The 25,429-nt window shown below is 75.4% G+C and carries 21 protein-coding genes; 10 read left to right on the forward strand and 11 right to left on the reverse strand.

All coding sequences use genetic code 11. From position 1 onward, the window contains the following. Positions 1 to 32: 32 nt before the first annotated feature. Complete coding sequence (locus CP974_RS08875) at positions 33 to 1,394, reverse strand: deoxyguanosinetriphosphate triphosphohydrolase (protein WP_031136500.1); 1,362 nt, start codon at positions 1,392 to 1,394, stop codon at positions 33 to 35. 239 nt (positions 1,395 to 1,633) lie between these two features. Then, positions 1,634 to 2,395 (reverse strand): sirohydrochlorin chelatase, encoded by a 762-nt coding sequence (locus CP974_RS08880; RefSeq protein ID WP_031137417.1) that lies wholly within the window; start codon positions 2,393 to 2,395, stop codon positions 1,634 to 1,636. A gap of 412 nt (positions 2,396 to 2,807) precedes the next feature. On the opposite strand from CP974_RS08880, the gene CP974_RS08885 reads away from it, so the two are divergent. From CP974_RS08885 to CP974_RS08895, 3 genes are read left to right on the forward strand one after another with little or no spacing between them, the layout of a single operon-like run. Further along, entirely contained in the window at positions 2,808 to 3,755 is a 948-nt protein-coding gene (locus CP974_RS08885) for an arylamine N-acetyltransferase family protein (protein ID WP_191092841.1), read from the forward strand. Positions 3,756 to 3,783: 28 nt separating this feature from the next. Beyond that, the gene (gene cutA / locus CP974_RS08890) at positions 3,784 to 4,152 is read left to right on the forward strand and encodes a divalent-cation tolerance protein CutA (RefSeq protein ID WP_078915837.1); all 369 of its coding nucleotides are present in this window, start codon (positions 3,784 to 3,786) and stop codon (positions 4,150 to 4,152) included. Beyond that, positions 4,149 to 4,589, forward strand: coding sequence for a gamma-glutamylcyclotransferase family protein (locus CP974_RS08895; protein ID WP_031135392.1), 441 nt, complete (start codon positions 4,149 to 4,151; stop codon positions 4,587 to 4,589). The genes cutA and CP974_RS08895 overlap by 4 nt, the downstream gene beginning before the upstream one ends. On the opposite strand, the gene CP974_RS08900 is transcribed toward CP974_RS08895, so the two are convergent. Further along, positions 4,549 to 6,630 carry a molybdopterin oxidoreductase family protein gene (locus CP974_RS08900; RefSeq protein WP_031135394.1) on the reverse strand — a complete coding sequence of 694 codons (2,082 nt, stop codon included), beginning with the start codon at positions 6,628 to 6,630 and terminating at the stop codon, positions 4,549 to 4,551. The genes CP974_RS08895 and CP974_RS08900 overlap by 41 nt on opposite strands. A gap of 239 nt (positions 6,631 to 6,869) precedes the next feature. Here CP974_RS08900 and CP974_RS08905 point away from each other — a divergent pair, with 239 nt between their 5' ends. Further along, positions 6,870 to 7,706, forward strand: coding sequence for an ATP-grasp domain-containing protein (locus tag CP974_RS08905; RefSeq protein WP_031135396.1), 837 nt, complete (start codon positions 6,870 to 6,872; stop codon positions 7,704 to 7,706). Positions 7,707 to 7,790: 84 nt separating this feature from the next. On the opposite strand, the gene CP974_RS08910 is transcribed toward CP974_RS08905, so the two are convergent. Together CP974_RS08910 and CP974_RS08915 are read right to left on the reverse strand one after the other, a co-directional pair. Next, the gene (locus tag CP974_RS08910) at positions 7,791 to 8,522 is read right to left on the reverse strand and encodes a SanA/YdcF family protein (protein ID WP_078915838.1); all 732 of its coding nucleotides are present in this window, start codon (positions 8,520 to 8,522) and stop codon (positions 7,791 to 7,793) included. Between the two features lie 183 nt (positions 8,523 to 8,705). Continuing rightward, positions 8,706 to 9,350 carry an NADPH-dependent FMN reductase gene (locus CP974_RS08915; protein ID WP_031135400.1) on the reverse strand — a complete coding sequence of 215 codons (645 nt, stop codon included), beginning with the start codon at positions 9,348 to 9,350 and terminating at the stop codon, positions 8,706 to 8,708. Positions 9,351 to 9,570: 220 nt separating this feature from the next. Here CP974_RS08915 and CP974_RS08920 point away from each other — a divergent pair, with 220 nt between their 5' ends. Then, on the forward strand, positions 9,571 to 10,140 hold the full coding sequence (locus tag CP974_RS08920) for a hypothetical protein (RefSeq protein WP_031135402.1): 570 nt from the start codon (positions 9,571 to 9,573) through the stop codon (positions 10,138 to 10,140). 503 nt (positions 10,141 to 10,643) lie between these two features. After that, positions 10,644 to 11,279, forward strand: a complete 636-nt coding sequence (locus CP974_RS08925; protein WP_031134741.1) for a class F sortase — start codon at positions 10,644 to 10,646, stop codon at positions 11,277 to 11,279. A gap of 9 nt (positions 11,280 to 11,288) precedes the next feature. On the opposite strand, the gene CP974_RS08930 is transcribed toward CP974_RS08925, so the two are convergent. Beyond that, the gene (locus CP974_RS08930) at positions 11,289 to 12,068 is read right to left on the reverse strand and encodes a sulfite exporter TauE/SafE family protein (protein ID WP_031134743.1); all 780 of its coding nucleotides are present in this window, start codon (positions 12,066 to 12,068) and stop codon (positions 11,289 to 11,291) included. Between the two features lie 302 nt (positions 12,069 to 12,370). Here CP974_RS08930 and CP974_RS08935 point away from each other — a divergent pair, with 302 nt between their 5' ends. From CP974_RS08935 to nirD, 3 genes are read left to right on the forward strand one after another with little or no spacing between them, the layout of a single operon-like run. Continuing rightward, positions 12,371 to 13,594 carry an NAD(P)/FAD-dependent oxidoreductase gene (locus CP974_RS08935; RefSeq protein WP_031134745.1) on the forward strand — a complete coding sequence of 408 codons (1,224 nt, stop codon included), beginning with the start codon at positions 12,371 to 12,373 and terminating at the stop codon, positions 13,592 to 13,594. A 2-nt stretch (positions 13,595 to 13,596) separates the two neighbouring features. Next, positions 13,597 to 16,119 carry a nitrite reductase large subunit NirB gene (gene nirB / locus CP974_RS08940; RefSeq protein ID WP_031134747.1) on the forward strand — a complete coding sequence of 841 codons (2,523 nt, stop codon included), beginning with the start codon at positions 13,597 to 13,599 and terminating at the stop codon, positions 16,117 to 16,119. Beyond that, on the forward strand, positions 16,116 to 16,439 hold the full coding sequence (nirD, locus tag CP974_RS08945) for a nitrite reductase small subunit NirD (RefSeq protein ID WP_031134749.1): 324 nt from the start codon (positions 16,116 to 16,118) through the stop codon (positions 16,437 to 16,439). Before nirB ends, nirD begins: the two co-directional genes overlap by 4 nt. A gap of 231 nt (positions 16,440 to 16,670) precedes the next feature. Here nirD and CP974_RS08950 read toward each other — a convergent pair whose 3' ends face one another. Further along, positions 16,671 to 17,102: a VOC family protein gene (locus tag CP974_RS08950; protein ID WP_031129590.1), complete on the reverse strand. Its 432-nt coding sequence runs from the start codon at positions 17,100 to 17,102 to the stop codon at positions 16,671 to 16,673. A gap of 491 nt (positions 17,103 to 17,593) precedes the next feature. Here CP974_RS08950 and CP974_RS08960 point away from each other — a divergent pair, with 491 nt between their 5' ends. Then, positions 17,594 to 18,751 carry an alkaline phosphatase PhoX gene (locus CP974_RS08960; protein ID WP_031135537.1) on the forward strand — a complete coding sequence of 386 codons (1,158 nt, stop codon included), beginning with the start codon at positions 17,594 to 17,596 and terminating at the stop codon, positions 18,749 to 18,751. Here the strand turns inward: CP974_RS08960 and CP974_RS08965 are convergent. The 4 genes from CP974_RS08965 to CP974_RS08980 all read right to left on the reverse strand — a co-directional run bounded on the left by CP974_RS08965 (position 18,721) and on the right by CP974_RS08980 (position 25,224). Further along, positions 18,721 to 19,749: an ArsR/SmtB family transcription factor gene (locus tag CP974_RS08965; protein ID WP_031135535.1), complete on the reverse strand. Its 1,029-nt coding sequence runs from the start codon at positions 19,747 to 19,749 to the stop codon at positions 18,721 to 18,723. The genes CP974_RS08960 and CP974_RS08965 overlap by 31 nt on opposite strands. An 815-nt stretch (positions 19,750 to 20,564) precedes the next feature. Then, positions 20,565 to 23,276, reverse strand: a complete 2,712-nt coding sequence (gene ppdK / locus CP974_RS08970; RefSeq protein ID WP_031135533.1) for a pyruvate, phosphate dikinase — start codon at positions 23,274 to 23,276, stop codon at positions 20,565 to 20,567. A 400-nt stretch (positions 23,277 to 23,676) separates the two neighbouring features. Further along, positions 23,677 to 24,813, reverse strand: a complete 1,137-nt coding sequence (dusB, locus tag CP974_RS08975) for a tRNA dihydrouridine synthase DusB (protein ID WP_037939195.1) — start codon at positions 24,811 to 24,813, stop codon at positions 23,677 to 23,679. Positions 24,814 to 25,041: 228 nt separating this feature from the next. Then, positions 25,042 to 25,224, reverse strand: coding sequence for a DUF6243 family protein (locus tag CP974_RS08980; protein WP_031128295.1), 183 nt, complete (start codon positions 25,222 to 25,224; stop codon positions 25,042 to 25,044). Positions 25,225 to 25,429: the final 205 nt, after the last annotated feature.

A 25,429-nucleotide genomic window follows, 5' to 3' on the forward strand; every position in this document is an offset into this window, starting at 1 on the left:
GTCCCGCACCGGGCCGGGGCGCGGAAGAGGACCTAACGGATCCCGCCGGCGGCCCGCGGCGCGGTGAGCCGGGCGTGCAGGGCGCGGGCGGTGGCGTCGGTGTAGGAGGCGATCTGGTCGACGACGACCCGCTTGCGGGCCCGGTCGTCGGGCGCGGCGTCGAACAGGGCGCGGAACTGCGGGTCGAGGCCGTCGGGGGCGCGCCGGACGAGGGCGTCGGCCAGCTCGGCGATGACGACCCGCTGGTCGGCGCGGAGCGCCTCCTGTTCGGCGCGCTGCATCACGTACCGGTCGGCGACGGCCTTGAGGACGGCGCACTCGTGGCGGGTCTCGCGGGGGACGACGAGGCCGGCGCCGTACCGGGTGAGGCGGCCCGAGCCGTACGCCTGGCGGGTGGCGGCCTCGGCGGCGAGGCAGAAGCGGCCGATGAGCTGGCTGGTGGCGTCCTTGAGGCGGGCCTGGGCGAGGGCGGTGCCGTCGTAGCCGTGCGGCCACCACTCCTGGGCCATGAGCCGGTCCAGGGCGTCGGCGAGCTCCTGCGGGTCGGTGGCCGCGGGGACGTAGCGGCCGAGCGCGACGCGCCAGATCTCGGCGCGCTCGGCCTCCGCGAGGAGCAGGGCGGGGTCGATGTGCCCGGCGTGCAGGCCGTCCTCGAAGTCGTGGACCGAGTAGGCGACGTCGTCGGACCAGTCCATGACCTGGGCCTCGAAGCAGGTGCGGCCCTCGGGGGCGCCCTGGCGGGCCCACGCGAAGACGGGCAGGTCGTCCTCGTACACGCCGAACTTCGGCGCGTCCGGGCCGGCGGGGTGGGCGCCGCGCGGCCACGGGTACTTGGTGGCGGCGTCGAGGGCGGCGCGGGTGAGGTTGAGGCCGACGCTGACGAGGTCGCCGGTGGCCGGGTCGGGGACGAACCGCTTGGGCTCGATGCGGGTGAGGAGGCGCAGCGACTGGGCGTTGCCCTCGAAGCCGCCGCAGTCCTCGGCGAACTCGTTGAGGGCCTGCTCGCCGTTGTGGCCGAACGGGGGGTGGCCCATGTCGTGGGCGAGGCAGGCGGCCTCCACCAGGTCGGGGTCGCAGCCGAGCGCGGCGCCCAGCTCCCGGCCCACCTGGGCGCATTCGAGGGAGTGGGTGAGCCGGGTGCGGGGGCTGGCGTCCCACGCGGAGGCGGCGGGCCCGCCGGCCGGGGCGGAGGCGTCGACGCGGGGGGTGGTGCCGGGGGTGACGACCTGGGTCTTGCCGGCGAGGCGGCGCAGGGCCGAGGAGTGCAGGACGCGGGCCCGGTCCCGCTGGAAGGCGGTGCGGCCGGGTCGCTTGTCGGGCTCGGGGGCCCAGCGCTCGGTGGCGGCCGCGTCGTACGCGCTGTCTCGGGGGGTCGTGCCTGCCGTGCCGTTCATGGAGTGAAGGTAACCGCCGGGGGTGACGGTATGCGTGCGGTGGGGCGGGCGGGGGTGCGGGGGGTGTGGTGGTGCGGGCGGTGCGGACGGTGGGGGGCGGGGGTGGGGTGGTGCGGACGGTGGGGCGGTGCTCGGCGGTGGGGCGGTGTTCGGGGGTGGGGCGGTGTTCGGGGGTGGGGTGCGGGTGGGGTGGTCTGACGGGCCGGGGCGGGTTCGGCGGTGGGGGCGCGGGCCGGGGCTCAGGCGGTGGTGTGGAGCGCGGCTCGGGCGGTGGCGGGGCGGGCGGGGTCCTGCCCGGCGGCCTGGTCGTAGCGGTGCAGGACGAGGCGGGCGAGGGCGGGGTGCGCGCCCAGCGGGGCGGCGGCGATCCAGGGCGCGGCGGCGGCGCTGCGGGTGGCGAACAGGCCGGGCGCGGCGAAGCAGGAGGCCACGGCGATACGGGTCCGGCCGCGCGCGGCGAGCTCCCGCACCGCCTCGGGGACGGTCGGGGAGGCGGCGGAGGCGTAGGCGGGGACGACGGGCACGCCGTCGAGGCGTTCGCCGAGCAGGGCGGCGAGGCGCCGGGTGCCCGCGGTGGACTCGGGGTCGCGGGACCCGGCGGCGGCCAGGACGACCCCGGCGGTGCGGCGCGCACGGGGGCCGGGGCGCCAGCCGGCCTCGGTGAGCCGGTCGTGCAGGGCCTCGGCGAGCAGCGGGTGCGGACCGAGCGGGGCGGCGACGCGGACGCGCGTGCGGGGCGCCGCGGCCAGGGCGGCGCGCGGCAGGTCGTGCTTGACGTGGTGGCCGGGCCCGAAGAGAAGCGGGACGAGGACGGCGTCGCCGCCCGCCGGCAGGGCGTCGAGGGTGTCGGTGAGGAGGGGGGCGTTCAGCTCGACGTGGCCGAGGCGGACCGGCAGTCCGGGGCGCAGGGCGCGGACGCGGTCGAGGAGGGCGGCCACGGCGGGCAGGGCGCGGGGGTCGCGGCTGCCGTGGGCGACGGCGACCAGGGTGGGGATGCTCATGAACGGCCTTCGCGTTCGGCGGGGGCGGCGGATGCGGGGTGGGACGTGGGTGTGGGGGGAGGCGGGGCGAGACGGATGCGGACGGGAGGGGCGGGGGTGCCGGGGACTCGGGGCGGGGGCGGTGGGGCCGGGCGGGGCGGAGGCGGGTGGGGTACGCCCGCCGATCCTGGCGGGCGCGGATTGCGGGCGTGTTGCACGGCGGTGACGGGCCCTTTGGCGTCCCCTCACCTGGTGCGGCGGACCCCCGCCCTGGCGGACCGCGCGGCGCCCGGTGGCTCGGGGCGGGGCGGATGCGCGCGGCGGCGGGTGCGCGTCGCGGGGGGACTGAGCCCCGGTCCTAGGACCGGGACCGGCCCGTGACCGGGACCAGCGGCCGATGGTGGCGGGCCCGGCGGGTGGTGAGACTGGGGGCATGGACTCCCTGGACCCCCTGCCGCCCGAGCGGGTCGACGCGTACCTGCGCCGCATCGGCGCCGAGCGGCCCGACCGCCCCACCGAGGCCGCCCTGCGCGAGCTCCAGCTCCGGCACCTGGAGGCCGTGCCGTTCGAGAACCTGTCCGTCCACCTCCGCGAGGACGTCGTGCTGGACGCTGCGGCGCTCGTCGGCAAGGTCGTGGACCGGGGGCGCGGCGGCTTCTGCTACGAACTGAACGGCGCCTTCGCGGCGCTGCTGCGCGCCCTCGGCTACCGGGTGGAGCTGCTCCAGGCCCGCGTGTACGGCGACGACGGGCACCCCGGCATCCCGTACGACCACCTCGCCCTGCGGGTCCGGGCGGCCGACGGCGGCGGGCGGGCCTGGCTGACCGACGTGGGCTTCGGCGACCACAGCCACTTCCCGCTCGACCTGGACGAGCGCGGCGAGCAGGAGGACCCGGCGGGTGTCTTCCGGATCGTGGAGGCGCCCGGTCCGGGACCGGAGGACGGCGGGGGCGCCGAACCGGAGGACGGCGCGGGAGAGGGACCGGAGGACGGCGCGGGAGAGGGACCGGAGGACGGCGCGGGAGAGGACTCCGGCGCGGGTACGGGTACGGCGGCCGGCGCGGACGGTGACCTGGACGTCGTACGGGACGGGAGGCCCCGCTACCGGCTGGAGCGGCGCCCGCGCGCGCTCGCCGACTTCGCCGTCGGCGCCTGGTGGCACCGCACCTCCCCCGAGTCGCCGTTCACCCGCTCCCCGGTCTGCTCGCTCCTCACCGGACGGGGCCGCGTCACGCTGAGCGGTCGCCGCCTCATCACCACCGAGGACGGCTCGCGGACGGAGCGGGTGCTGTCCGGCGACGGTGAACTGCTCGCCGTGTACCGGGACCGCTTCGGCATCCGCCTCGACCGGCCGCCCGTACCGCTGCACCCGCGCCCCTGACCGGGTCCGCGCGCGGGGCGCCGGTGCCATGCTGGGGGCGGCGTACCCGAGGAGGAGGAGCGCGAGCGTGACCGACGAACCGACCGTACTGACCGTCCTGACCACCACCGACGCCGCCGGCAAGGCCGAGGAGCTGGCGCGGAGCGCGGTGGAGGCGCGCCTCGCCGCCTGCGCGCAGGTGTCCGGACCGGTGGCCTCCGTCTACCGCTGGGAGGGCGCCGTCGAGACGGCCCGCGAGTGGCAGGTGCTGTTCAAGACGGCCGCCGCGCGGTACGGCGCGCTGGAGGAGCACATCCGCCGCCACCACGACTACGACACGCCGGAGATCATCGCCGTGCCCGTGGTGCGGGGCGGCGCGGACTACCTGGCGTGGGTGGCGCGGGAGTCGGCCGGGTGACCGCCGCCGAGCTGCCCTTCTTCGTGTACGGCACGCTGCGGCCCGGCGAGCACAACCACGCCCGCTTCCTCGCGGGCCGCACGGCGGGCGGGGAGCCCGCGCGGCTGCCGGGCGCCGCCCTCCACGACGGCCCCGGGTACCCGTACGCGGTGCGCGACCCGCGCGGCGGCGAGGTCGTCGGGGAGCTGGTGCACGCGGCGCCCGGCGCGTACGCGGGGCTGCTGGCCGTGCTGGACCGGCTGGAGGACTTCCACGGGCCGGGTCACCCGCGCAACCTGTACGAGCGGCTGGTCCGCGAGGTGGTGCGGGTACGGGACGGGGCCCGGGTCGCCGCGTGGGTGTACGTGGCGGCGGCCGGGGCGGTGCCGGGGCCGCGCATCCCGGCGGGCGACTGGCTCAGCCGCGGGCCGGTTCGAGGCGCACCGCGCACACCTTGAACTCGGGCATCCTCGACGTGGGGTCGAGCGCCGGGTTGGTGAGCGTGTTGGCGCGGCCCTCCCCCGGCCAGTGGAACGGCATGAACACGGTGTCGGGCCGGATCCCCGCCGTGATGCGGGCCGGGGCGACGGCGCGCCCGCGCCGCGACACCACCGCGACCGGGTCGCCCTCCGCGACGCCGACCCGCTCCGCGAGCCTCGGGTGCAGTTCGACGAACGGCCCCGGGGCGGCGGCGTTCAGCTCCGCCACCCGCCGCGTCTGGGCGCCGGACTGGTACTGCGAGACGACCCGGCCCGTGGTGAGGACGACCGGGTACTCCGCGTCGGTCTCCTCGGCCGCCGCCCGGTGGGTGACCGGGACGAACCGGGCACGGCCGTCCTCGGTGGCGAACCGGTCGAGGAACAGCCGGGGCGTGCCCGGGTGGCCGGCGTCGGGGCACGGCCAGAAGACGCCGTCCTCCTGCGCGATCCGCCGGTAGCTGATGCCCGCGTAGTCGGCGAGGCCCCCGGCGGAGGCGCGGCGCAGCTCGTCGAAGACCTCCTCGGGGTCGGCCGGGAAGCCCTTCTCCCAGCCGAGCAGCCCCGCGAGACCGTGCAGCACCTCCAGGTCGGTGCGGACCCCGGCGGGCGGGGTGAGCGCCCGGCGGCGCAGCAGGACCCTGCCCTCCAGACTGGTGGTGGTGCCGGTCTCCTCCGCCCACTGCGTGACCGGCAGGACGACGTCGGCGAGCGCGGCGGTCTCGGAGAGCACCACGTCGGCGACGGCCAGGAAGTCCAGCGACCTCAGCCGCTCCTCGACGTGCGCGGCGCGCGGGGCGGAGACGACCGGGTTGGAGCCCATCAGCAGCAGCGCCCGCACGTCCCGGCCGAGCGCGTCGAGGAGTTCGTACGCGCTGCGGCCGGGTCCGGGCAGGCTGTCCGGGTCGACGCCCCACACCGCGGCGACGTGGGCGCGCGCGGCGGGGTCGTCCAGCTTCCGGTAGCCGGGCAGCTGGTCGGCCTTCTGGCCGTGCTCGCGCCCGCCCTGGCCGTTGCCCTGGCCGGTGAGGCAGCCGTACCCGGACAGGGGGCGCCCGGCGCGACCGGTGGCCAGGCACAGGTTGATCCACGCGCCGACCGTGTCGGTGCCCTTGGACTGCTGCTCGGGGCCGCGCGCGGTGAGCACCATGCCGGTCGGCGCGTCGCAGAACAGGGCGGCGGCCTCCCGCAGGAGGGGGACCGGCACGCCGGTGACGCGCTCGACGAGGGCGGGCCAGTGGGACATGGCGGCGGCGCGGGCGTCGGCCCAGCCGCTGGTGCGCGCGGCGACGAACTCCTCGTCCACGCGGCCCTCGGCGACCACCAGGTGGAGCAGTCCGAGCGCGAGGGCGAGGTCGGTGCCGGGGCGGGGCGCGAGGTGCAGGTCGGCGTGTTCGGCGGTGCGGGTGCGGCGCGGGTCGACGACGATCAGCTTGCCGCCGTTCTCGCGCAGTTCGGTGAGGTAGCGCAGGGCCGGGGGCATCGTCTCCGCCAGGTTGGAGCCGACGAGGATGACGCAGCCGGTGCGGGGGATGTCCTCCAGCGGGAAGGGCAGTCCCCGGTCGAGCCCGAACGCCCTGGTGTGCGCGGCGGCGGCGGACGACATGCAGAAGCGGCCGTTGTAGTCGATCTGCGAGGTGCCGAGGACGAGCCGGGCGAACTTGCCGAGCGCGTAGGCCTTCTCGTTGGTGAGCCCGCCGCCGCCGAACACGCCGACCCCGTCGGGCCCGTGCGCCTCGCGGGTGCGCCGCAGTCCGTCGGCGACGGCCCGCAGCGCCTCCTCCCAGCCGGCCGGTTCGAGCCGGCCCGTGGCGCGGTCGCGGACCAGCGGGCCGGTCAGCCGGACGGACGGGGAGAGCACGGCCGGGGCGGTGCGGCCCTTGCCGCACAGGGCGCCCCGGTTGACGGGGAAGTCCGTGCGCTCCACGACGTCGACCCCGCCGTCCTCGGTGGGCCGGAGGTTCATCCCGCACTGCAGGGCGCAGTAGGGGCAGTGCGTGGAGGTGATGGCGGTGGCGAGCATGCCGACGAGCGTGCGGCCCGCGTGTTACGGCCGTGGTCCCGGTGTATTACGCACGGGGTACGTCCCGCTCCGGGGCCCGCGCCGCGGACGGTGAGCGGCGCCCGCGCCGCGGACGGTGAGCGGCGCCCGCGCCGCGGACGGTGAGCGGCGCCCGGGCCGCGGGCCGTGCGCGCGGGGGCGCGCGTGGTCGCCCACCCGCACGCGGGTAGATTGCCTCGCACGACCCGAGGAGGGGTGCGATGCCCGACCGCCGCCGCGTCCTGTTCGTGACCGACCTCGCCTACCAGGCGCGCGGGCGGCGCTACTGCGACGAGGACGTCTTCCTGACCTCGCGGCTGCGGGACGCCTTCGACGTCGCCCTGTGCCACCCGCTGGACGCCGCCGCGCTGATGGACGCCTTCGACGGGGTCGTGGTCCGCAACAGCGGGCCCGTACTGCACTACCGCGAGCAGTACGACGCCTTCCGGGCGCAGGCGAGGGCCCGCGGTACCCGGGTCTACAACCCGTTGTCCGGCCGGGGTGACATGGCGGGCAAGCAGTACCTGCTCGACCTGACGGCTGCCGGATACCCGGTCATCCCCACCATCGACCGGCCCGAGGACGTGCGCCTGCTGCCCGAGGCCGGACAGTACGCGGTCAAGCCGAAGCTGGGGGCGGACTCCATCGGCCTGGCCTTCGTACCCGGCGAGCGGCTGGGCGACCTCGCCTACGGCGACGTCCTGGTCCAGCCGCGCGTCGACTTCCGCTACGAGGTGTCCTTCTACTTCGTCGACGACGTCTTCCAGTACGCCCTCAACGCCCCCGACCCCGAGCGGCGCTGGGTCCTCGAACCCTACGAGCCCACCGGCGCCGACCTCGCCTTCGCCCGGCGCTTCATCGACTGGAACACGATCGACCACGGGATCCAGCGTGTGGACGCCGGCCGCACGCGAGGCGGCGAACTGCTCCTCGTCGAGCTGGAGGACCTGAACCCCTACCTGTCCCTGGACCTGGTACCCGAGCACACCCGCGACTCCTTCGTGGAGAGCATGACGTCCTCCCTCCACCGGTTCCTGGACACCTCCGCCCGCCCCTGAGGCGGCGCCCGGCCTCCCGCCCCGACGGCGGCGGTGGGGGCGACCCCCACGGCACGCGCGGGAAGCGGGGCCCGGCGCGCCCGGCTACCCGGCGGACGCCAGGGCCTCGGTGACCCCGGTCTCCCGGCGGCCCAGGAAGACCGGGTCCGGCCGCAGCACCGCGTCGGCCGCGGCCTTCCCGGCGGCGGCGAGCTCGCGGACCGCCCCGTAGTACCAGACGCCGTCGAGCGGTTCGGCCACCCCCACCCCGTGCGACTCGATCCCGGCCGCGCGGCAGAGGGCGACCGCCCGGCGGATGTGGAAGCCCTGGGTGACCAGGACGGCCCGGTCCACGCCGAAGATCCTCTTGGCGCGCGCACAGGAGTCCCAGGTGTCGAAGCCGGCGTAGTCGCTGACGATCCGCTCGCCGGGCACGCCCCGCTCCACCAGGTACGCGCGCATGGCGTCCGGCTCGTCGTAGTCGGGGCGGCTGTTGTCACCGGTCACCAGGACCACCCTCGCCTTGCCCGTGCGGTACAGCTCGGCCGCCGCGTCGAGCCGATGCGCCAGGTACGGGGTGGGGCGGCCCCTCCACAGGCCGGCGCCGAACACGACCGCCACGTCCCGGGCCGGCGCGTCGGCGACCGTGCGCAGCTGCCCGGCGGTGCTCGTGTGCAGCCAGGTCGCCGGGGCGAGCGCCAGGACGCAGGCCAGCATCACGCCCTGGGCCAGCCGCCGCTGCCCCGTGCGCGTACCGGGCAGCAGCCGCCCCCCGCGTGCGCGGGGCAGCCGCCCCTCGCGCTTGCCCGGCACCGGCCGCCGTGTCCAGCCCCGCATGATCCGTCCCTCCCCTGCGCCCCGGCACGCGCCGCGCGTACCGCCCCCGCCCTGTCCGACGCGCCCGCCGCGCCGCCGGTTCGCCGGACGGCCGGGCGCGCGGTGTGACCTGCGTCCCGCCCGCGCCCGGCCGGCGGCCCGCTCAGCCGGCGTAGACCCGCCCTCGCCCGGCCGGCGGCCCGCTCAGCCGGCGTAGGGGTGCTCGGCGCGGGCGGTCCGCAGGGCGCGGCCCCACCAGCCGAGCTGGTCCAGCATCTTCTTGGCGGCGCCGTCGGGCCCGGCGGGGTCCAGCGGTTCGCCGTCGTCGCCGAAGAGGCCCCACGCCTGGTGGAACGAGACCGTGTCGCGGACGGTGACCGCGTGCAGTTCGGCGAAGACCTGGCGCAGGTGCTCGACGGCGCGCAGGCCGCCGGAGACCCCGCCGTACGAGACGAAGGCGACCGGCTTGGCGTGCCACTCGGCGTGGTACCAGTCGACGAGGTTCTTCAGGGGCGCCGGGTAGGAGTGGTTGTACTCGGGGGTGACGACGGCGAAGGCGTCGGCGGCGGCGAGGCGCGCGCCGACCTCCGCCAGCAGCTCCCGGTGGGCGGGCGACGGGTCACCGGTGAGGGCGGTCGGCAGTTCGGTCCGGGCCGGGTCGATCACGTCCACGGTGAAGCCGGTGTGCCGCCGGGCCCTGGAGGTGAACCAGTCGGCGACGACCGGGGCGAAGCGGCCCTCGCGGTTGCTCGCGACGACGACGGCCAGCTTCAGGGGCCGCCCGGCGGACGGGGTCCGGGTCGGGGACGGGGACGGGGACGGGCTGGGGGTGTGCGCGGTGGTCTCCATGCACGGGAGCCTCACACCTCAACCAAAGTCGAGGTCAAGCGCCGATCGTGTCACCCGTTCGCAGCGCCCCGCGGGAGAGGCCGAGTTCACGGGCCCGACCTGCGAAAACACCGCCCCGGACGGGCAGTTCTGACGGCCGGTCAGCAGGCGGGGAGGACGCACCCGGCCTTTCCTCGGAGACAGGACACCAGCTCCAAGCGACGCCGCCCGGAGGACCCCCATGCGCACCACTGCCCGTCCGCTGACCGCAACCGCGCTCGCGGCCCTGTGCCTCGGCGCCCTCGCCGTCCCCGCGGCGTACGCCGGGGACTACGGGACCCTGGACCTCTCCCCGTCCACGGCGAAGCCCGGCACGAGCGTCACGGTCAGCACCCGCGCCTGCGGGCCGGACGGGCGCGGCGTGGGCGACGCGCGGTCGCTGGGCGCGGGCGAGTTCAAGCTGCGCCCGGGCTCGCACAAGGACCTGGCGGTCGGCACCTTCCGCGTCCCGGAGCACACCAAGCCGGGCACCTACGGCATCGTCGTGGCCTGCGACAACGGCAGGACCGCCGCCGGCGACCTGGTCGTACGGCACGGCGGCGCCCCCACGCACCACCCGACCCACCAGCCGACCCACCACCCCACGCACCACCCCACGCACGTCGGGCCGCAGGGCCATGTGAAGACGGGCGTGGGCGGCAGCGTCGGCCCCGACGCCACCCGCGTCGCGGCGGGCGTGGCGGTCCTCGCCGGCGCCCTGGCGGCCGGCGCGTGGGCGATGCGCCGGCGGGCGAGCGGCGGCCACGGCTGACCCACCCCCCTACGGGAGCACCCGCCCGCCCCTCGGCGGGGCGCTCCTCCCCCGGCGGGCGGCCGCCGCCCCGCACCGCACCGGCGGCCGCCCGCCCCCACCCCCGGCCCCGCTCCCGCCCCGGACAGCCCGCACGGGGCGCCCCTCCCGGCACCCCGCACGCCCCCGGACACCGTCCCCCGGCCCCCGGCCCCCGGCCCCCGGCCCCCCGGATTGCCGGACTCCCGGGGCCGCCCCACCGCCCCCGGGACCCCCGGACACCCGGCTCCCGGGACCGCCCCACCGCCCCCGGTCCCCCGCCATCCCCCGCGTCCCGCCCCCGGCGACGCCCGGCACCCGCCTCTCCTCCCCCGAACTCCCCGCCTCCGCCGCGCGGCCCCGAGACCGCGGCGGGGGCGGGGTCCCCCCGACTCCCCGACCCCCGCGGCGCCCGGCTCCCGCGCGGCCCCCGGCTCCTCGCGGAACCCGGCCCCGCGCCCGCCCGGCCATCTGGAGGTCACCCCATGAGCGGCACCGCCGACCCGCAGACCCGCAGGCCCGGCTGGGGCATAGCCGTCGCCGCGTGTGTCGGCCTGTGGCTGGTGCAGAGCGGATCCGGCGAGGTGACCCCGCCCGTCCCGTCCGCCGCCGAGGCGTTCGCGGCGGGCCCCGGCTGGCACACCACCGAGGCCGCCGCGCCCCTGCCGCCCTCCCCTCCGGTACGCGTCCGCATCCCGCGCGTCGGCGTGGACGCGCCCGTCATGCGCCTCGGCCTCGCCGGGGACGGCAGCCTGGAGGTGCCGCCCGCCGGGGACCGGAACCTGGCCGGCTGGTACGAGGGGGGCGCCGCGCCCGGCGCCCGCGGCACGGCGATCATGGCGGGTCACGTCGACAACGAGCAGGGCCCCGCGGTCTTCTACGCGCTGGGCGCCCTGAAGAAGGGCGACCGCCTGGAGGTCGCCCGCGCGGACGGGCGGACCGCGGTGTTCACCGTCGACGCCGTGGAGGTCTACGACAACGACGACTTCCCCGACGAGAAGGTCTACGGCCCCTCCGACCGCGCCGAGCTGCGCGTGATCACCTGCGGCGGCGCCTTCGCCCCGGACACCGGCTACCAGGGCAACGTCGTCGCGTACGCCCATCTCATCGGCGCGCGCTGAGACGCCCCGTCACGCCCACTGGTCGAACGCCAGCTTGGCGACCAGCGAGAAGACCACCACCAGCAGCACCCCGCGGACGAACTCCGCGCCCCTGCGCAGCGCCATCCGCGCGCCGAGCATGCCGCCCGCCAGGTTGAACACCGCCATCAGCGCCGCGAGCCGCCACATCACGTTGCCCTGGTAGGCGAACATCGCCAGGGCGCCGGCGTTGGTGCACACGTTGACGACCTTCGCGGTGGCCGACGCGGTGACCAGGTCCAGGTGCAGCACCGCGGTGAGCGCCAGCACCAGGAAGGTGCCGGTGCCGGGACCGATCAGCCCGTCGTACAACCCCAGTCCCCCGCCGACCAGCACGACCGCCGTGACGACGCGGGTCCGCCGCACGGGCCCCTCCGGCGCGGGCCCCGTCCCGAACGACGGGCGCAGCAGCACGAACGCGGCGACGCACAGCAGCACGACCAGGATCACGGGCCGCAGTACGTCGCTGCTCAGGCCCGCCGCGAAGAACGCCCCGCTCATCGACCCGGCGAGCGCCGCCAGCCCGACCCGCACGGCCGTGCCGACGGGCACCCGCGCCCTGCGGACGTACGTCAGGGCCGCACCGGTCGTGCCGACGATGGACACCGCCTTGTTGGTGCCCAGGCACTGCGCGGCCGGCACGTTCGGCACACCGAGCAGCAGCGCGGGCAGCAGGAGCAGCCCGCCCCCGCCCACCACGGCGTCGATCCATCCCGCCAGCAGGGCGGCGAGGCAGAGGAGTACGAGCGCGGTCACCGATATGTCAGGCACCCCCCGACCCTAAGCGGCGCCCCCGCCACCGACCGCCCGGCCCCGCCACCGACCACGCAGCGCCCCACCGCCGACCGCCCGGCCCCGCCACCGCCACCGCCACCGACCACGCAGCACCCCGCCGCCGACCGGCCGACCCCGCCACCACCCGGCCCGCCCCGCCAGGCCCGCCGGGCCCGCCCCGCCGCCGACCGGTCGCGCCCCGCCCTCACCGTCGCGGGGCGCCCGCGCTGAGGGCGGCTTTCCGCGCGTGAAACACACGGGATGCCGCCGGGTAACACCGCCGACGCACGCTGCTGGGCATGAGTACACGGATCGTGGTGGTGGGCGGCGGAACGGCGGGCGCGCGGCTCGCCGAGCGGCTGCCCGTCACCCTGCTCGGCGAGGAGCCGCACGCCCCGTACAACCGGGTGCTGCTCGCGGACGTCCTCGCCGGCCGGTACGGGCCCGAGGTGATCGCCCTGCCCGCGCCGCGGGGCGGGGCGGTGCGGCGCGGGGCCCGCGTCACCGGGATCGACCGGGAGGCCCGCGAGGTGCGCTGCGCCGACGGCACCCGGGTCGGCTACGACCGGCTGGTCCTCGCCACCGGCTCCAACCCGGTGCTGCCCCCGCTGCGCGGCCTGGCCAACGGCCTGACCAACGGCGTGACCGGCGGCCCGGCCGGGAGCGAGGGCGACCGGCTGCCGGCCGGGGTGCACGCGTTCCGCACGCTCGACGACTGCCTGGCGCTGGGCGCCCGGGTGCGTCCGGGGGCGCGGGCCGTGGTCGTCGGCGGCGGCCTCCTCGGGGTGTCCGCCGCCCGCGCGCTGGCCGCCCGCGGCGCCGAGGTGGTGCTGGCCCAGCAGGGCGAGCACCTGATGGAGCGCCAGCTCGACGCCGAGGCGTCCGCGCTGCTCCGCGGCCACCTGGCCGGGCTCGGCGTGGAGGTGCACACGGAGTGCCGGGTGCGCGGGCTGCGGGCGCCGCAGGGCGCGGTCACCGCCGTGGAGCTGGCCGACGGCTTCGTGCTCGACGCGGACCTGGTGGTCCTCGCCTGCGGGGTGCGGCCGCGCGTCGGGCTCGCCCTGGAGGCCGGCCTGGACGTGCGGCGCGGCATCGTCGTGGACGACCGGCTGCGCACCTCCGACCCGTACATCCACGCGGTCGGCGACTGCGCCGAGCACGACGGCCGGCTCTACGGGCTGGCCGGTGCCGCCCTGGAACAGGCCGACGTGCTGGCGGAGGTCCTGGCCGGGGGCGACGCCGTCTACCGGGGGACGCGGGCGCTGACCCGGCTCAGCCTGGACGCGCTGGAACTCGCCGCGTTCGGCGAGCCCGTGCCCCGCTCCGGCGACGACACCGTGCGGCTGGCCGACGCCACCCGCGGCGCGTACCGGAAGGTCGTCGTCCGGGGCGGCCGGCTCGTCGGCGGCGTCCTCTACGGCGACCTCGGCGCGGTCGGGACGCTCGCCCGGGCGTGGGAGGGCGACGAAGCCCTCCCGGACGCGCCCCTGCTCCACCTGCTCACCCAAGACGGAGGCTCCTGACAATGCCGAACACGCGCGGGGCGGCGCACACGCCCACCATCGTCCTCGTCGGCCACGGCATGGTCGGCCAGCGGTTCCTGGAGGGCCTCGCCGAGCGCGGCGTGACCGGGCGGGCCCGTGTGGTCGTCCTGTGCGAGGAGCCCCGCCCGGCGTACGACCGGGTGCAGCTCACCTCGTACTTCTCCGGCCGCACCCCCGAGGACCTGTCGCTGGTGCCCGACGGGTTCATGGCGGAGCACGGGATCGAACTGCGCACCGGCGACCCGGCGGTCGCGATCGACCGGGAGGCCCGCACGGTCACCGCCCGCTCGGGGCTGACCGTCGCGTACGACACGCTGGTGCTGGCCACCGGGTCGTACCCGTTCGTGCCGCCCGTGCCCGGCAAGGACGCGGCGGGCTGCTTCGTCTACCGCACCATCGAGGACCTGCTCGCCATCGAGGAGTACGCGAGGACGGCGAAGACCGGCGCCGTGGTCGGCGGCGGCCTGCTGGGCCTGGAGGCGGCGGGCGCGCTGAAGGGCCTCGGGCTCGACACCCACGTGGTGGAGTTCGCGCCCCGGCTGATGCCGGTGCAGGTGGACGAGGGCGGCGGCGCGGCGCTGCTGCGCACCATCGAGGGCATGGGCCTGTCGGTCCACACCGGGGTCGGCACGCAGGAGGTGCTGGCCGGCCGGGACGGCGCGGTCACCGGCATGCGGCTGTCGGACGGCTCCGAACTGGCGGCCGACATGGTGGTGTTCTCCGCCGGCGTCCGCCCCCGCGACCAGCTGGCCCGCGACTGCGGCCTGGCGGTCGGCGAGCGCGGCGGCATCGCCGTGGACGAGCGGTGCCGCACCTCGGACCCGGCGGTGTACGCGATCGGCGAGTGCGCCCTCGCGGCGGACGGCCGGGTGTACGGCCTGGTGGCGCCCGGCTACGAGATGGCGCTGACGGCCGCCGACGCGATCGCGGGGCGCGAGTCGTCCTTCACCGGCGCCGACATGTCGACGAAGCTGAAGCTGCTCGGCGTGGACGTGGCGTCCTTCGGCGACGCCCACGGCACGGCCGAGGGGTGCCTGGACGTGGTGTACGCCGACTCGCGGGCGGGGGTCTACAAGAAGCTGGTCGTGGCGGCGGACGGGACGCTGCTCGGCGGGGTCCTGGTCGGCGACGCGGAGGCGTACGGCACGCTGCGGCCGATGACCGGTTCGGTGCCGCCCGTGGCGCCCGAGCAGCTGGTCCTCCCGGCGGGCGTGGGCGCGCCGGTGGCCCTGGGCCCGGAGTCGCTGCCGGACGAGGCGGTCATCTGCTCCTGCCACAACGTCACCAAGGGCGCGATCTGCGAGCACACGACGCTGCCCGAGGTGAAGAAGTGCACCAAGGCGGGCACGGGTTGCGGCAGTTGCGTCAAGGTCATCCAGCAGCTCCTGCCGAAGACCGGCGACGGCGGCCTGTGCGGCTGCTTCCCGCAGACCCGCCAGGACCTGTACGAGATCGTGCAGGTGCTGCGCATCACCTCGTACGCCGAGCTGCTCGACCGCTACGGGCGCGAGGAGGCCAGGGGCGGCGAGGGGTGCGAGGTCTGCAAGCCGACCGTCGCCTCGATCCTGGCGTCCCTGTCGCACGGCTACGTCCTGGACGGCGAGCAGGCCGCGCTGCAGGACACCAACGACCACTTCCTCGCCAACATGCAGCGCAACGGCTCCTACTCGGTCGTGCCGCGCGTCCCCGGCGGGGAGATCACCCCCGAGAAGCTGATCGTCATCGGCGAGGTGGCGCGCGAGTTCGGCCTCTACACGAAGATCACCGGTGGTCAGCGGATCGACCTGTTCGGCGCGCGCGTCGAGCAGCTCCCGGCGATCTGGGCGCGGCTGGTGGACGCCGGCTTCGAGTCGGGGCACGCGTACGGCAAGGCGCTGCGCACGGTGAAGTCCTGCGTGGGGCAGACCTGGTGCAGGTACGGGGTGCAGGACTCGGTGCGCATGGCGATCGACCTGGAGCTGCGCTACCGGGGCCTGCGGGCGCCGCACAAGCTGAAGTCGGCCGTCTCCGGCTGCCAGCGGGAGTGCGCCGAGGCCCAGTCGAAGGACTTCGGCGTGATCGCCACGGCGAACGGCTGGAACCTGTACGTCGGCGGCAACGGCGGCGCCACCCCGCGCCACGCCGACCTGCTGGCGAAGGACCTCTCGGACGCGGAGCTGGTCCGGCTGATCGACCGGTTCCTCATGTACTACGTCCGCACCGCGGAACGGCTGGAGCGCACCGCCCCGTGGGTGGAGCGGGTCGGCCTCGACCACGTCCGCGAGGTGGTGGTCGAGGACTCGCTGGGCATCGGCGAGGAGCTGGACGCGCTGATGGCCCGGCACGTGGCCGGCTACCGCGACGAGTGGGCGGAGACCCTCGCCGACCCCGAGCGCCTGGCCCGGTTCGTGTCGTTCGTGAACGCCCCGGAGGCACCGGACCCGTCGGTGCGGTTCGTGCCCGAGCGGGACCAGATCAAGCCCGACCTGACCGTCCTCACCCTGGAAGGTGTGTCCGCCCGATGAAGCTGGAGATCTCCCACGACGACGACTGGCTGCCCATCTGCGACACGGCCGCGCTGACGCCCGGCCGGGGCATGGCCGCGCTGCTGCCGGACGGCCGGCAGGCCGCGCTGTTCCGCGACCGCCGGGGGCGGCTGTACGCCATCGACAACCGGGACCCCTTCACCGGCGCGCAGGTGCTGTCACGGGGCCTGATCGGCTCGGCGGACGGGCGCACGTTCGTGGCGTCACCGCTGCTGAAGCAGCGCTTCGACCTCGAGACGGGCCGCTGCCTGGACGACGACGCCGTGGCGGTGGCGGTGTACCCGGTCCGCGCGAGCTGACCGGCACGGACCGGCCGGTACGGGGGCGGCCCGCCCGGTCCGCGCGAGCCGACCGGCACGGGGACGAGCCGGCGGTGAGGGGGCACGGGCCGGCCGGCCGGTACGGGGGTGGCCCGCCGCGCGGGCGGGCCGGACGGGGGCGGGGGCCGCGCGAGTCGCGGCCCCCGCCGCCGCGCGTCACCCCCGCCTCGCGCACCCCCGCCGTACGTGCCCCGCCCGGGGCGCGCCGGCTCAGCCCTGTGCGGCGGCGCCCTGCTCCCCCGCCATCTTCTCGACGTCCATCCACACGACCTCCCAGATGTGGTGGTCGAGGTCCTGGAAGGAGCGGCTGTACATCGCGTCACCGAACTCCTGCGGCTCGTTGGCCGGGGTGGCGCCCGCGGCCAGCGCCTTGTCGACGAGCGCGTCCACCTCCTCGCGGCTGTCCGCGCTCAGCGCGATGATGGCCTCCGTGCCGCTGGAGGCGTCGACGACGTCCTTCTTCGTGAAGTTCTTGAAGAACGGCTCCGTGAGCAGCATCGCGAAGATCGTGTCGCTGAAGACCAGGCAGGCGGCGTTCTCGTCGGTGAACTGCGGGTTGAAGGAGTAGCCCAGCTCCGTCCAGAAGCCCTTGGCCGCGTCGAGGTCCTTGACCGGCAGGTTCACGAAGATCATCTGTGCCATGGCGGGTTCTCTCCATCCTGGTGGGTGCTTACGGAGGGGTAGACCACGGCCGTCACCGGAACTCATCGCCGACGCGCGGACTTCTTCTCTCCCGGCCCCAGGACCACCCGAGCGGAGCAGCCGGCCCCGGGGTCCGCCCACGGCGCACGCCCCGCACCCCCGGCCCCGGCACCGCCCTCCACGCCCCGCGCCCCCGCCCCGCGCCCCCGGCCCCGGCGCGGCCTCCACGCCCCGCGCCCCCGCCTCCGGCCCCGGCCCCCGTCGCCGGCCCCGGGCCGCTCCCGTCGGCCCCGTCCCACCGGCCCCGGCACCCGCCTCCCGCCCCATCTGGACCCGGCGCAGGACCCCGCCGGAGAGCCGACCGGCGAACTCTTCTTCCCCTTCACCGTTTGTTGCTGCACCGTCAATCCGGGACTCCTAGGTTCCGGCAGCGCGCGACCCCGTCGCCGACCGGCGCGGCGGGGCTGTCACCACCCCAGTGGAGTGATGAAGTGGAACGTCGTGGTTTCCTGCGCGGAGCGGTCGCGGGCGGAGCGGCCGCCGCCTTCGGCTACACCCTGATGCGGGGCGCGGCCTACGCGGCCCCCGCCCAGCCCGGCCCCGGCCCCTACGGCGCGCTCGGCACGGCCGACGCCAACGGCCTCCAGCTCCCGGCCGGCTTCACCAGCCGGGTCGTCGCCCGGTCCGGGCAGCGGGTGGCCGGCACGTCGTACGTCTGGCACAGCGCCCCGGACGGCGGCGCCTGCTTCGCCGACGGCAGCGGCTGGATCTACGTCTCCAACTCCGAGATCTCCAGCACGGGCGGCGCGGGCGCGATCCGCTTCGACGCGTCCGGCGACATCACGAGCGCCTACCGCATCCTCTCCAACACCAACCGCAACTGCGCGGGCGGCGCCACCCCGTGGAACACCTGGCTGTCCTGCGAGGAGGTCAGCTCGGGGTACGTGTACGAGACCGACCCGTGGGGCGTGAAGGCCGCCGTCCGCCGCGCCGCGATGGGCCGGTTCAACCACGAGGCCGCCGCCGCCGACCCGGTCCGCAAGGTCGTCTACCTGACGGAGGACGCGTCGGACGGCTGCTTCTACCGGTTCGTGCCGAACACCTGGGGCGACCTGTCCGCGGGCACCCTCCAGGTCCTGAAGGCCGGCACGGCCACGTCGGGCTCGTACACCTGGGCGACCGTCCCCGACCCGGACGGCTCCCCCACCGCCACCCGCAACCAGGTCTCCGGCGCGAAGCGGTTCAACGGCGGCGAGGGCTGCCACTACGCGAACGACACCGTCTGGTTCACCACCAAGGGCGACGGCCGGGTCTGGCGGCTCAACCTGTCGGCGAGCACCTACGAGCTGGCCTACGACGACTCGCTGGTGTCCGGCAGCGCCCCGCTGACCGGCGTCGACAACATCACCGGCGCCTCCTCGGGCGACCTGTACGTCGCCGAGGACGGCGGCAACATGGAGATCTGCGTCATCACCCCGGACGAGGTGGTCGCGCCGTTCGTGCGGATCCTCGGGCAGTCCGGCTCGGAGATCTGCGGCCCGGCGTTCTCGCCCGACGGGCGGCGGCTGTACTTCTCCAGCCAGCGCGGCACGTCGGGCAGCTCGTCCGGCGGGATCACCTACGAGGTGACGGGGCCGTTCCGCGCGTAGCGGCGGCGCTCCCGTGCGGGCCGGGTGCCGCCGTGCAGCAGGGCGGCACCCAGGGGCGTCAGGGTGTGCAGCACGCTGCTGCCCTGGCGCAGGGTGACCACCAGCCCGGCGTCGCGCAGCACCCCGGCGTGCTGGCTCGCCGAGGCCAGGGACACCCCGGCCCGGCGGGCCAGCTCGCTCGTCGTGCCGCCCTGCCCGATCGCCTTCAGGACGGCCGAGCGGGTGTGGCCCACGAGCCGGCCGAGCGGCGCCCCGCCGGACTCGCCGGCGCCCGCCGGGGCGTCCGCGTGGGTCACCGGGTAGACGAGGACCGGCGGCAGCCCGGGGTCGCGGTACATGACGGCCGAGCCCCGGCAGAAGTACGACGGCTGGAGCAGCAGCCCGCGCCCGTCGAGCCGCAGGTCCCGGTCGACGGGGTAGTCGGCCTCCAGGACGGGTGCGCGCCAGCGCAGCATCGGCGGCAGGGAGGCCAGCAGCTCACCGGCGCCGCCGTCGAGCAGCGCCCGCCCGCGCACCGCCCGGTCGGCCTCCACCCGCGCCTGGATGTACGTCCAGTACGGCTCGACGGCCGCCCGGTGGTATCCGCGCAGGGCGCCGAGGAGGCGGCTGAACGGCTCCGGGCGGCCCTCCGCGAGGGCGGCCGTCCACGAGGGCGGGGACGCGGCGGCCGGGCGCTCCGAGGCGAGCACGGACAGCTCGGCGTGGATGCGGTCGGGCGGGGTGGCCCGGATGGCCTCCAGCGCGGTGTCAAGGCCCTGAAGTCCCTCGGGCGGGGTCAGGAAGTCCGGGAAATAGCCCCGTGTCGGCACCAGCGCCCCCAGCAGTCGCGTTTCACCGTTCAACCGCGTCCGCGTTTCCGAGCGCCATTCCCCGTAGACCGGCACGCCCCGCCGGTCCCGCAAACGGTGAAAGCTGAGAATCGTTTCCCACAGGGCGTCGGGGCGGGCCGCCATCCGGACCCCCGCGAGATCCGCGCCGGTGAAATGTATACGAAGCACTGAACCCCCACCTGTTGCATGCGCAATCACCCCCGCCAAGGAGTATGCATGTCATCACAGGTTGTTACCACGGCATTTCAGCCACAGTTGAAACGCCTCGCGGGCGGTGGCCGGGAACCGAAAAGCTGTACGCCGTCAGACGGGAAACCTTCGGGACCGAGGTGGCGTGCCGGAAGACCGTGGGGGGCTTCTCACGCCCGGCGGCGGGACCGAAAGGTTGCGGCTCTCCTGTCTGGCAGGGGTAATGGGGCGCGGTCGGCGGGTGGGGATCCGGTGGCCGCGCTCCGCCCGTTTGTTCGCTTCCGGAAGGGCCGGAATTGACGCGATGTCAATCTCCCGTAAAAGTCCGCTCTTCAACTGGCACGGAATTCAACCGGCCGCAATTCAACAGGAACGCGCTCGTCCGAACGGACCGGCGCACGAGGGAGCCCCGCGGCCCGAGCGGTCACCCGGCGGTACGCACGGGCTTGGGACGGTACGTCCCGGTACCGCGCACCCGCCCGACGCGAAACGGCGCCACACGGCGCGACGCCGCACAGGCACCGGGGAAGACCGGAGAACCGGGAGAGCCCACGGCGCCGGGAGAAGCCCGAGAGGCCAGGCGAGCCGAACGAGCCGGCTATGCCGGACAAGCCACACAAGCCCCATCGGCCGGCAAAAAGGAGGGACGGGACGGACACCTCCGCACAAAGGTGTCCGCCCCGTCCCTTCCACGACCCGGAGCCGCCGCCGATCGGTGAGGGTCGGGTGACAGACGGCGGCTCCGGTGCCTGTGCCGGTCCCGCCGCGGGGGCGCCGCGGCGGGACCGGACGGGTCAGCGGCTGTCGCTGCCGGCCGACCCGGCCGCGGCCCGGCCGGCCTCCAGGCGGGCCACCGGGATCCGGAACGGGGAGCAGGAGACGTAGTCGAGGCCCACCTCGTGGAAGAAGTGCACCGACTCCGGGTCGCCGCCGTGCTCGCCGCACACGCCGAGCTTGATGTCGGGCCGGGTGGCCCGGCCGGACTCCACGGCGCTGCGCACCAGCGCGCCGACGCCGTCCTTGTCGATCGTCTCGAACGGCGACACCCCGAAGATGCCCTTCTCCAGGTACGCGGTGAAGAAGCTGGCCTCCACGTCGTCGCGGGAGAAGCCCCACACGGTCTGCGTGAGGTCGTTCGTGCCGAAGGAGAAGAACTCGGCGCACTCCGCGATCTGCCCGGCCGTGACGGCGGCGCGCGGCAGCTCGATCATCGTGCCGAGCGCCAGCTTCAGCTCGACGCCGGTGCTCCGCCGGACCTCGGCGATGACCCGCTCGGCGTCGTCGCGGACGAGCTCCAGCTCCTGGACGGTGCCGACGAGCGGGATCATGATCTCGGCGCGCGGGTCGCCCTTGGCCTCGACGCGCTCGGCGGCGGCCTCCGCGATGGCCCGCACCTGCATGGTGAACAGGCCGGGGATGACCAGGCCGAGACGGACACCGCGCAGGCCCAGCATCGGGTTCTGCTCGTGCAGCCGGTGCACGGCCTGGAGCAGGCGCAGCTCGTTCTCGTGCGGCTCCTTGCGGGCCTCGGCGAGGGCGACGCGCACCGACAGCTCGGTGATGTCGGGGAGGAACTCGTGGAGCGGCGGGTCGAGAAGGCGGACGGTGACGGGCAGCCCGTCCATCGCCTCGAACAGCTCGACGAAGTCCTTCTTCTGCAGCGGCAGCAGGGCCTTGAGGGCCGCCTCCCGCTCCTCCTCCGTGTCGGCGAGGATCAGCCGCTCCACGTACTGGCGGCGGTCGCCGAGGAACATGTGCTCGGTGCGGCACAGGCCGATGCCCTGGGCGCCGAACCGGCGGGCGCGCGCGGCGTCCTCGGCGTTGTCGGCGTTGGCCCGGACCCGCAGCCGCCGGACGCGGTCGGCGTACGCCATGATCCGGTGGACCGCCTGGACCAGCTCGTCGGCGTCGTCGGCGCCGGCGTGCATGCGGCCCTCGAAGTACTCGACGACCGGCGACGGTACGACGGGTACCTCGCCCAGGTACACCTTGCCGGTGGAGCCGTCGATGGAGACGACGTCCCCCTCCTCGACGACATGCCCGCCGGGGACGGTCATCCGGCGCCGCTTGGTGTCGACCTCCAGCTCCTCGGCGCCGCAGACGCAGGTCTTGCCCATGCCGCGGGCCACGACGGCGGCGTGCGAGGTCTTGCCGCCGCGCGAGGTGAGGATGCCCTCGGCGGCGATCATGCCGTCCAGGTCGTCCGGATTGGTCTCGCGGCGGATCAGGATGACCTTCTCGCCGGAGCGGGACCACTTGACGGCGGTGTACGAGTCGAAGACCGCCTTGCCGACGGCGGCGCCCGGCGAGGCGGCGATGCCGCGGCCGACCTGCTCCACCTCGGCGCCCTCGTCGAAGCGCGGGAACATCAGCTGGGCGAGCTGCGCGCCGTTGACGCGCTGCAGCGCCTCGGCCTCGTCGATGAGGCCCTGGTCCACGAGCTGGGTGGCGATGCGGAAGGCCGCCGCGGCGGTGCGCTTGCCGACACGGGTCTGGAGCATCCACAGCTGGCCGCGCTCGATGGTGAACTCGATGTCGCAGAGGTCCAGGTAGTGGTTCTCCAGGGTCTCCATGATGCCCATGAGCTGGTCGTACGACTTCTTGTCGATCGACTCCAGGTCGGCGAGCGGCACGGTGTTGCGGATGCCGGCGACGACGTCCTCGCCCTGCGCGTTCTGGAGGTAGTCGCCGTAGACGCCCTGCTGGCCGGAGGCGGGGTCGCGGGTGAAGGCGACACCGGTGCCCGAGTCGGGGCCGAGGTTGCCGAAGACCATGGAGCAGACGTTGACGGCGGTGCCCAGGTCGTGCGGGATGCGCTCCTGGCGGCGGTACAGCTTGGCGCGGTCGCCGTTCCAGGAGTCGAAGACGGCCTTGACGGCGAGGTCCATCTGCTCGCGCGGGTCCTGCGGGAACTCGCGGCCGGCCTCGGCCTTGACGATCTTCTTGAACTGCTTGACCAGCTTCTTCAGGTCGACGGGCTCCAGGTCCGTGTCGACCGTGACCTGCTTCGCCCGCTTCGCCTCCTCCAGCGCCTCCTCGAAGAGGTCGCCGTCGACCCCGAGGACGGTCTTGCCGAACATCTGGATGAGGCGGCGGTAGGAGTCCCAGGCGAACCGCTCGTCCCCGGACTGCCGGGCGAGGCCCTCCACGGACGCGTCGGAGAGACCGATGTTGAGGACGGTGTCCATCATGCCGGGCATGGAGAACTTGGCGCCGGAACGGACCGAGACCAGCAGCGGGTCGTCGGCCTGGCCGAGCTTCTTGCCCATCTTCCGCTCCAGGGCGGCGAGGTGCGCGCTGACCTCGTCGCGGAGCGCCGGGGGCTCGTCGCCGCTCTCCAGGTAGACCTTGCACGCTTCGGTGGTGATCGTGAAGCCGGGAGGCACCGGGAGCCCGAGGTTGGTCATCTCGGCGAGGTTGGCACCCTTGCCGCCGAGAAGGTCCTTGAGGTCCTTGTTGCCCTCGGTGAAGTCGTACACGAACTTCTGATCTTTGTTTTCCGACACGGGTCTCGACTCCTCGAGGACGACGTGGCTGCCCTGACGGCGAGGAACATACCCAGATCGAAGGCTCCTGGGGAGGTACGCCTATCCGTCGTACGGCCTTATCCACCCGTCCGCCAGCAGATCGAAAGTAACGGCGGGGTCGCCGCAGGCGCGCCGGAGGATTCACCCCTTGAAGCGACATGGTCAAGAACACCCCAAGGGCCGCTCATGTGAGCAGCCACCCCTCACACTTGCCTTCACCTCCTGAAGACAGAAAGGGTGGCACTCAGTGCCACCCTTTGAGAAGTGCAGCCATCCCCTATGTGCTCATCTGAGCATGCATCCGATCAGGGGTGGCGAGAATCACGCCGCGAGGGCGTCCGGGATTCCACGATCCGGACGCCTCCCGTCCACCCGCGGGTCAGCCGCCGGAGGTGTCCAGTTCGGCGTCCGCGCTCACCGCCGAGCAGTCCCACGGGTCCTTCAGCCAGCCGTCCGGCAGGACGACCCGGTTGTTGCCCGAGGTCCGGCCGCGCGGCCCGTCGGCGCCCGCGGGCCACGGCTGCCCCAGGTCCAGCTCGTCGAGACCGGCCCTCAGCTCGTCCAGCGAGGAGGTGACGGCCAGGCGCCTGCGCATCTCGGAGCCGACGGCGAACCCCTTCAGGTACCAGGCGACGTGCTTGCGGAAGTCGATGACACCGCGTGACTCGTCGCCGATCCACTCGCCGAGCAGCCGGGCGTGCCGCACCATGACGTCGGCGACCTCCCGCAGCGTCGGCGCCGCCGCCGCGCCGGTGCCCTCGAAGGCGGCCACCAGGTCCCCGAACAGCCACGGCCGGCCCAGGCAGCCGCGGCCCACGACGACACCGTCGCAGCCGGTCTCGCGCATCATCCGCAGCGCGTCGCCGGCGGACCAGATGTCGCCGTTGCCGAGCACCGGGATCTCCGGGACGTGCTCCTTCAGCCGGGCGATGGCGTCCCAGTCGGCCGTGCCGCCGTAGTGCTGGGCGGCCGTGCGGCCGTGCAGCGCGATGGCCGTGACGCCCTCCTCGACCGCGATGCGCCCGGCGTCCAGGTACGTGAGGTGGTCGTCGTCGATGCCCTTGCGCATCTTCATCGTGACCGGCAGGTCCCCGGCGTTGGTCACCGCCTCGTGCAGGATCGCCCGCAGCAGCGGCCGCTTGAACGGCAGCGCGGAGCCGCCGCCCTTGCGGGTGACCTTCGGCACGGGGCAGCCGAAGTTGAGGTCGATGTGGTCGGCGAGGTCCTCGTCCACGATCATGCGGACCGCCTTGCCGACCGTGACCGGGTCCACTCCGTACAGCTGGATCGAGCGCGGCGTCTCGGTCGCGTCGAAGTGGATGAGCTGCATGGTCTTCTCGTTGCGCTCGACCAGCGCCCGCGTGGTGATCATCTCGCTCACGAACAGGCCCCTGCCGCCGGAGAACTCCCGGCAGAGCGTGCGGAACGGTGCGTTGGTGATACCGGCCATGGGGGCGAGCACCACCGGGGGCAGCACGGTGTGCGGGCCGATGGAGAGGGGGCTGAACGCGGTCATGCCCCCCATTGTCCCGCACCCCCGGCGGCCCCCCGCCCCGCCGGACCCGCCCCCGGCACCCCGCGGGACCGCCACCCGCCCCGACCGCCACGGGGCGGACGGGCACCCGGCGGACGGGGCGCGCGACAGGCGGGCGCCCGGCGGACGGGGCGCCCGGCAGGCCGGCGCCCCGCGGATGCGCGAAGGGGCCCGGCCGCCGGGGTGGCGGCCGGGCCCCTCGCGCGCGGGTCAGCTCTGGTCCTGCTCCTGGGCGCCGGTGCGCTCGCGCATCCTGCGGAGCAGCTCCGCCTTCGCGTCGGCGGCGTCCTTGACGCTGCCGCCTCCGCGCGGGGCGGCGCCCTGCTGCTCCAGGCGGGACAGCTTCCTGCGCTGTCCGCCCACACCGAGCAGGTTGTTGCGGCTCTTGGCCATGGGGGTCTCCCTCAGGGGTGAGAAGTGGTCCGGAAGGTCTGGTGGGGCGCCGCGGGCCCGGGGGCCCGGCGCACTCTCACTCGTAGATCGGGAGGAAGGACATGGGTACGACCGTACCGGCCGGACCGCGCGCGGTCACCCGGGTTTCCGCGCGGCTGGCCCGGCGCGGCGGCACCGGGTGCCGCCGGGCCGGCCCGTCGGGCTG

The organism is Streptomyces fradiae ATCC 10745 = DSM 40063 (assembly GCF_008704425.1).
Classification (GTDB): domain Bacteria; phylum Actinomycetota; class Actinomycetes; order Streptomycetales; family Streptomycetaceae; genus Streptomyces; species Streptomyces fradiae.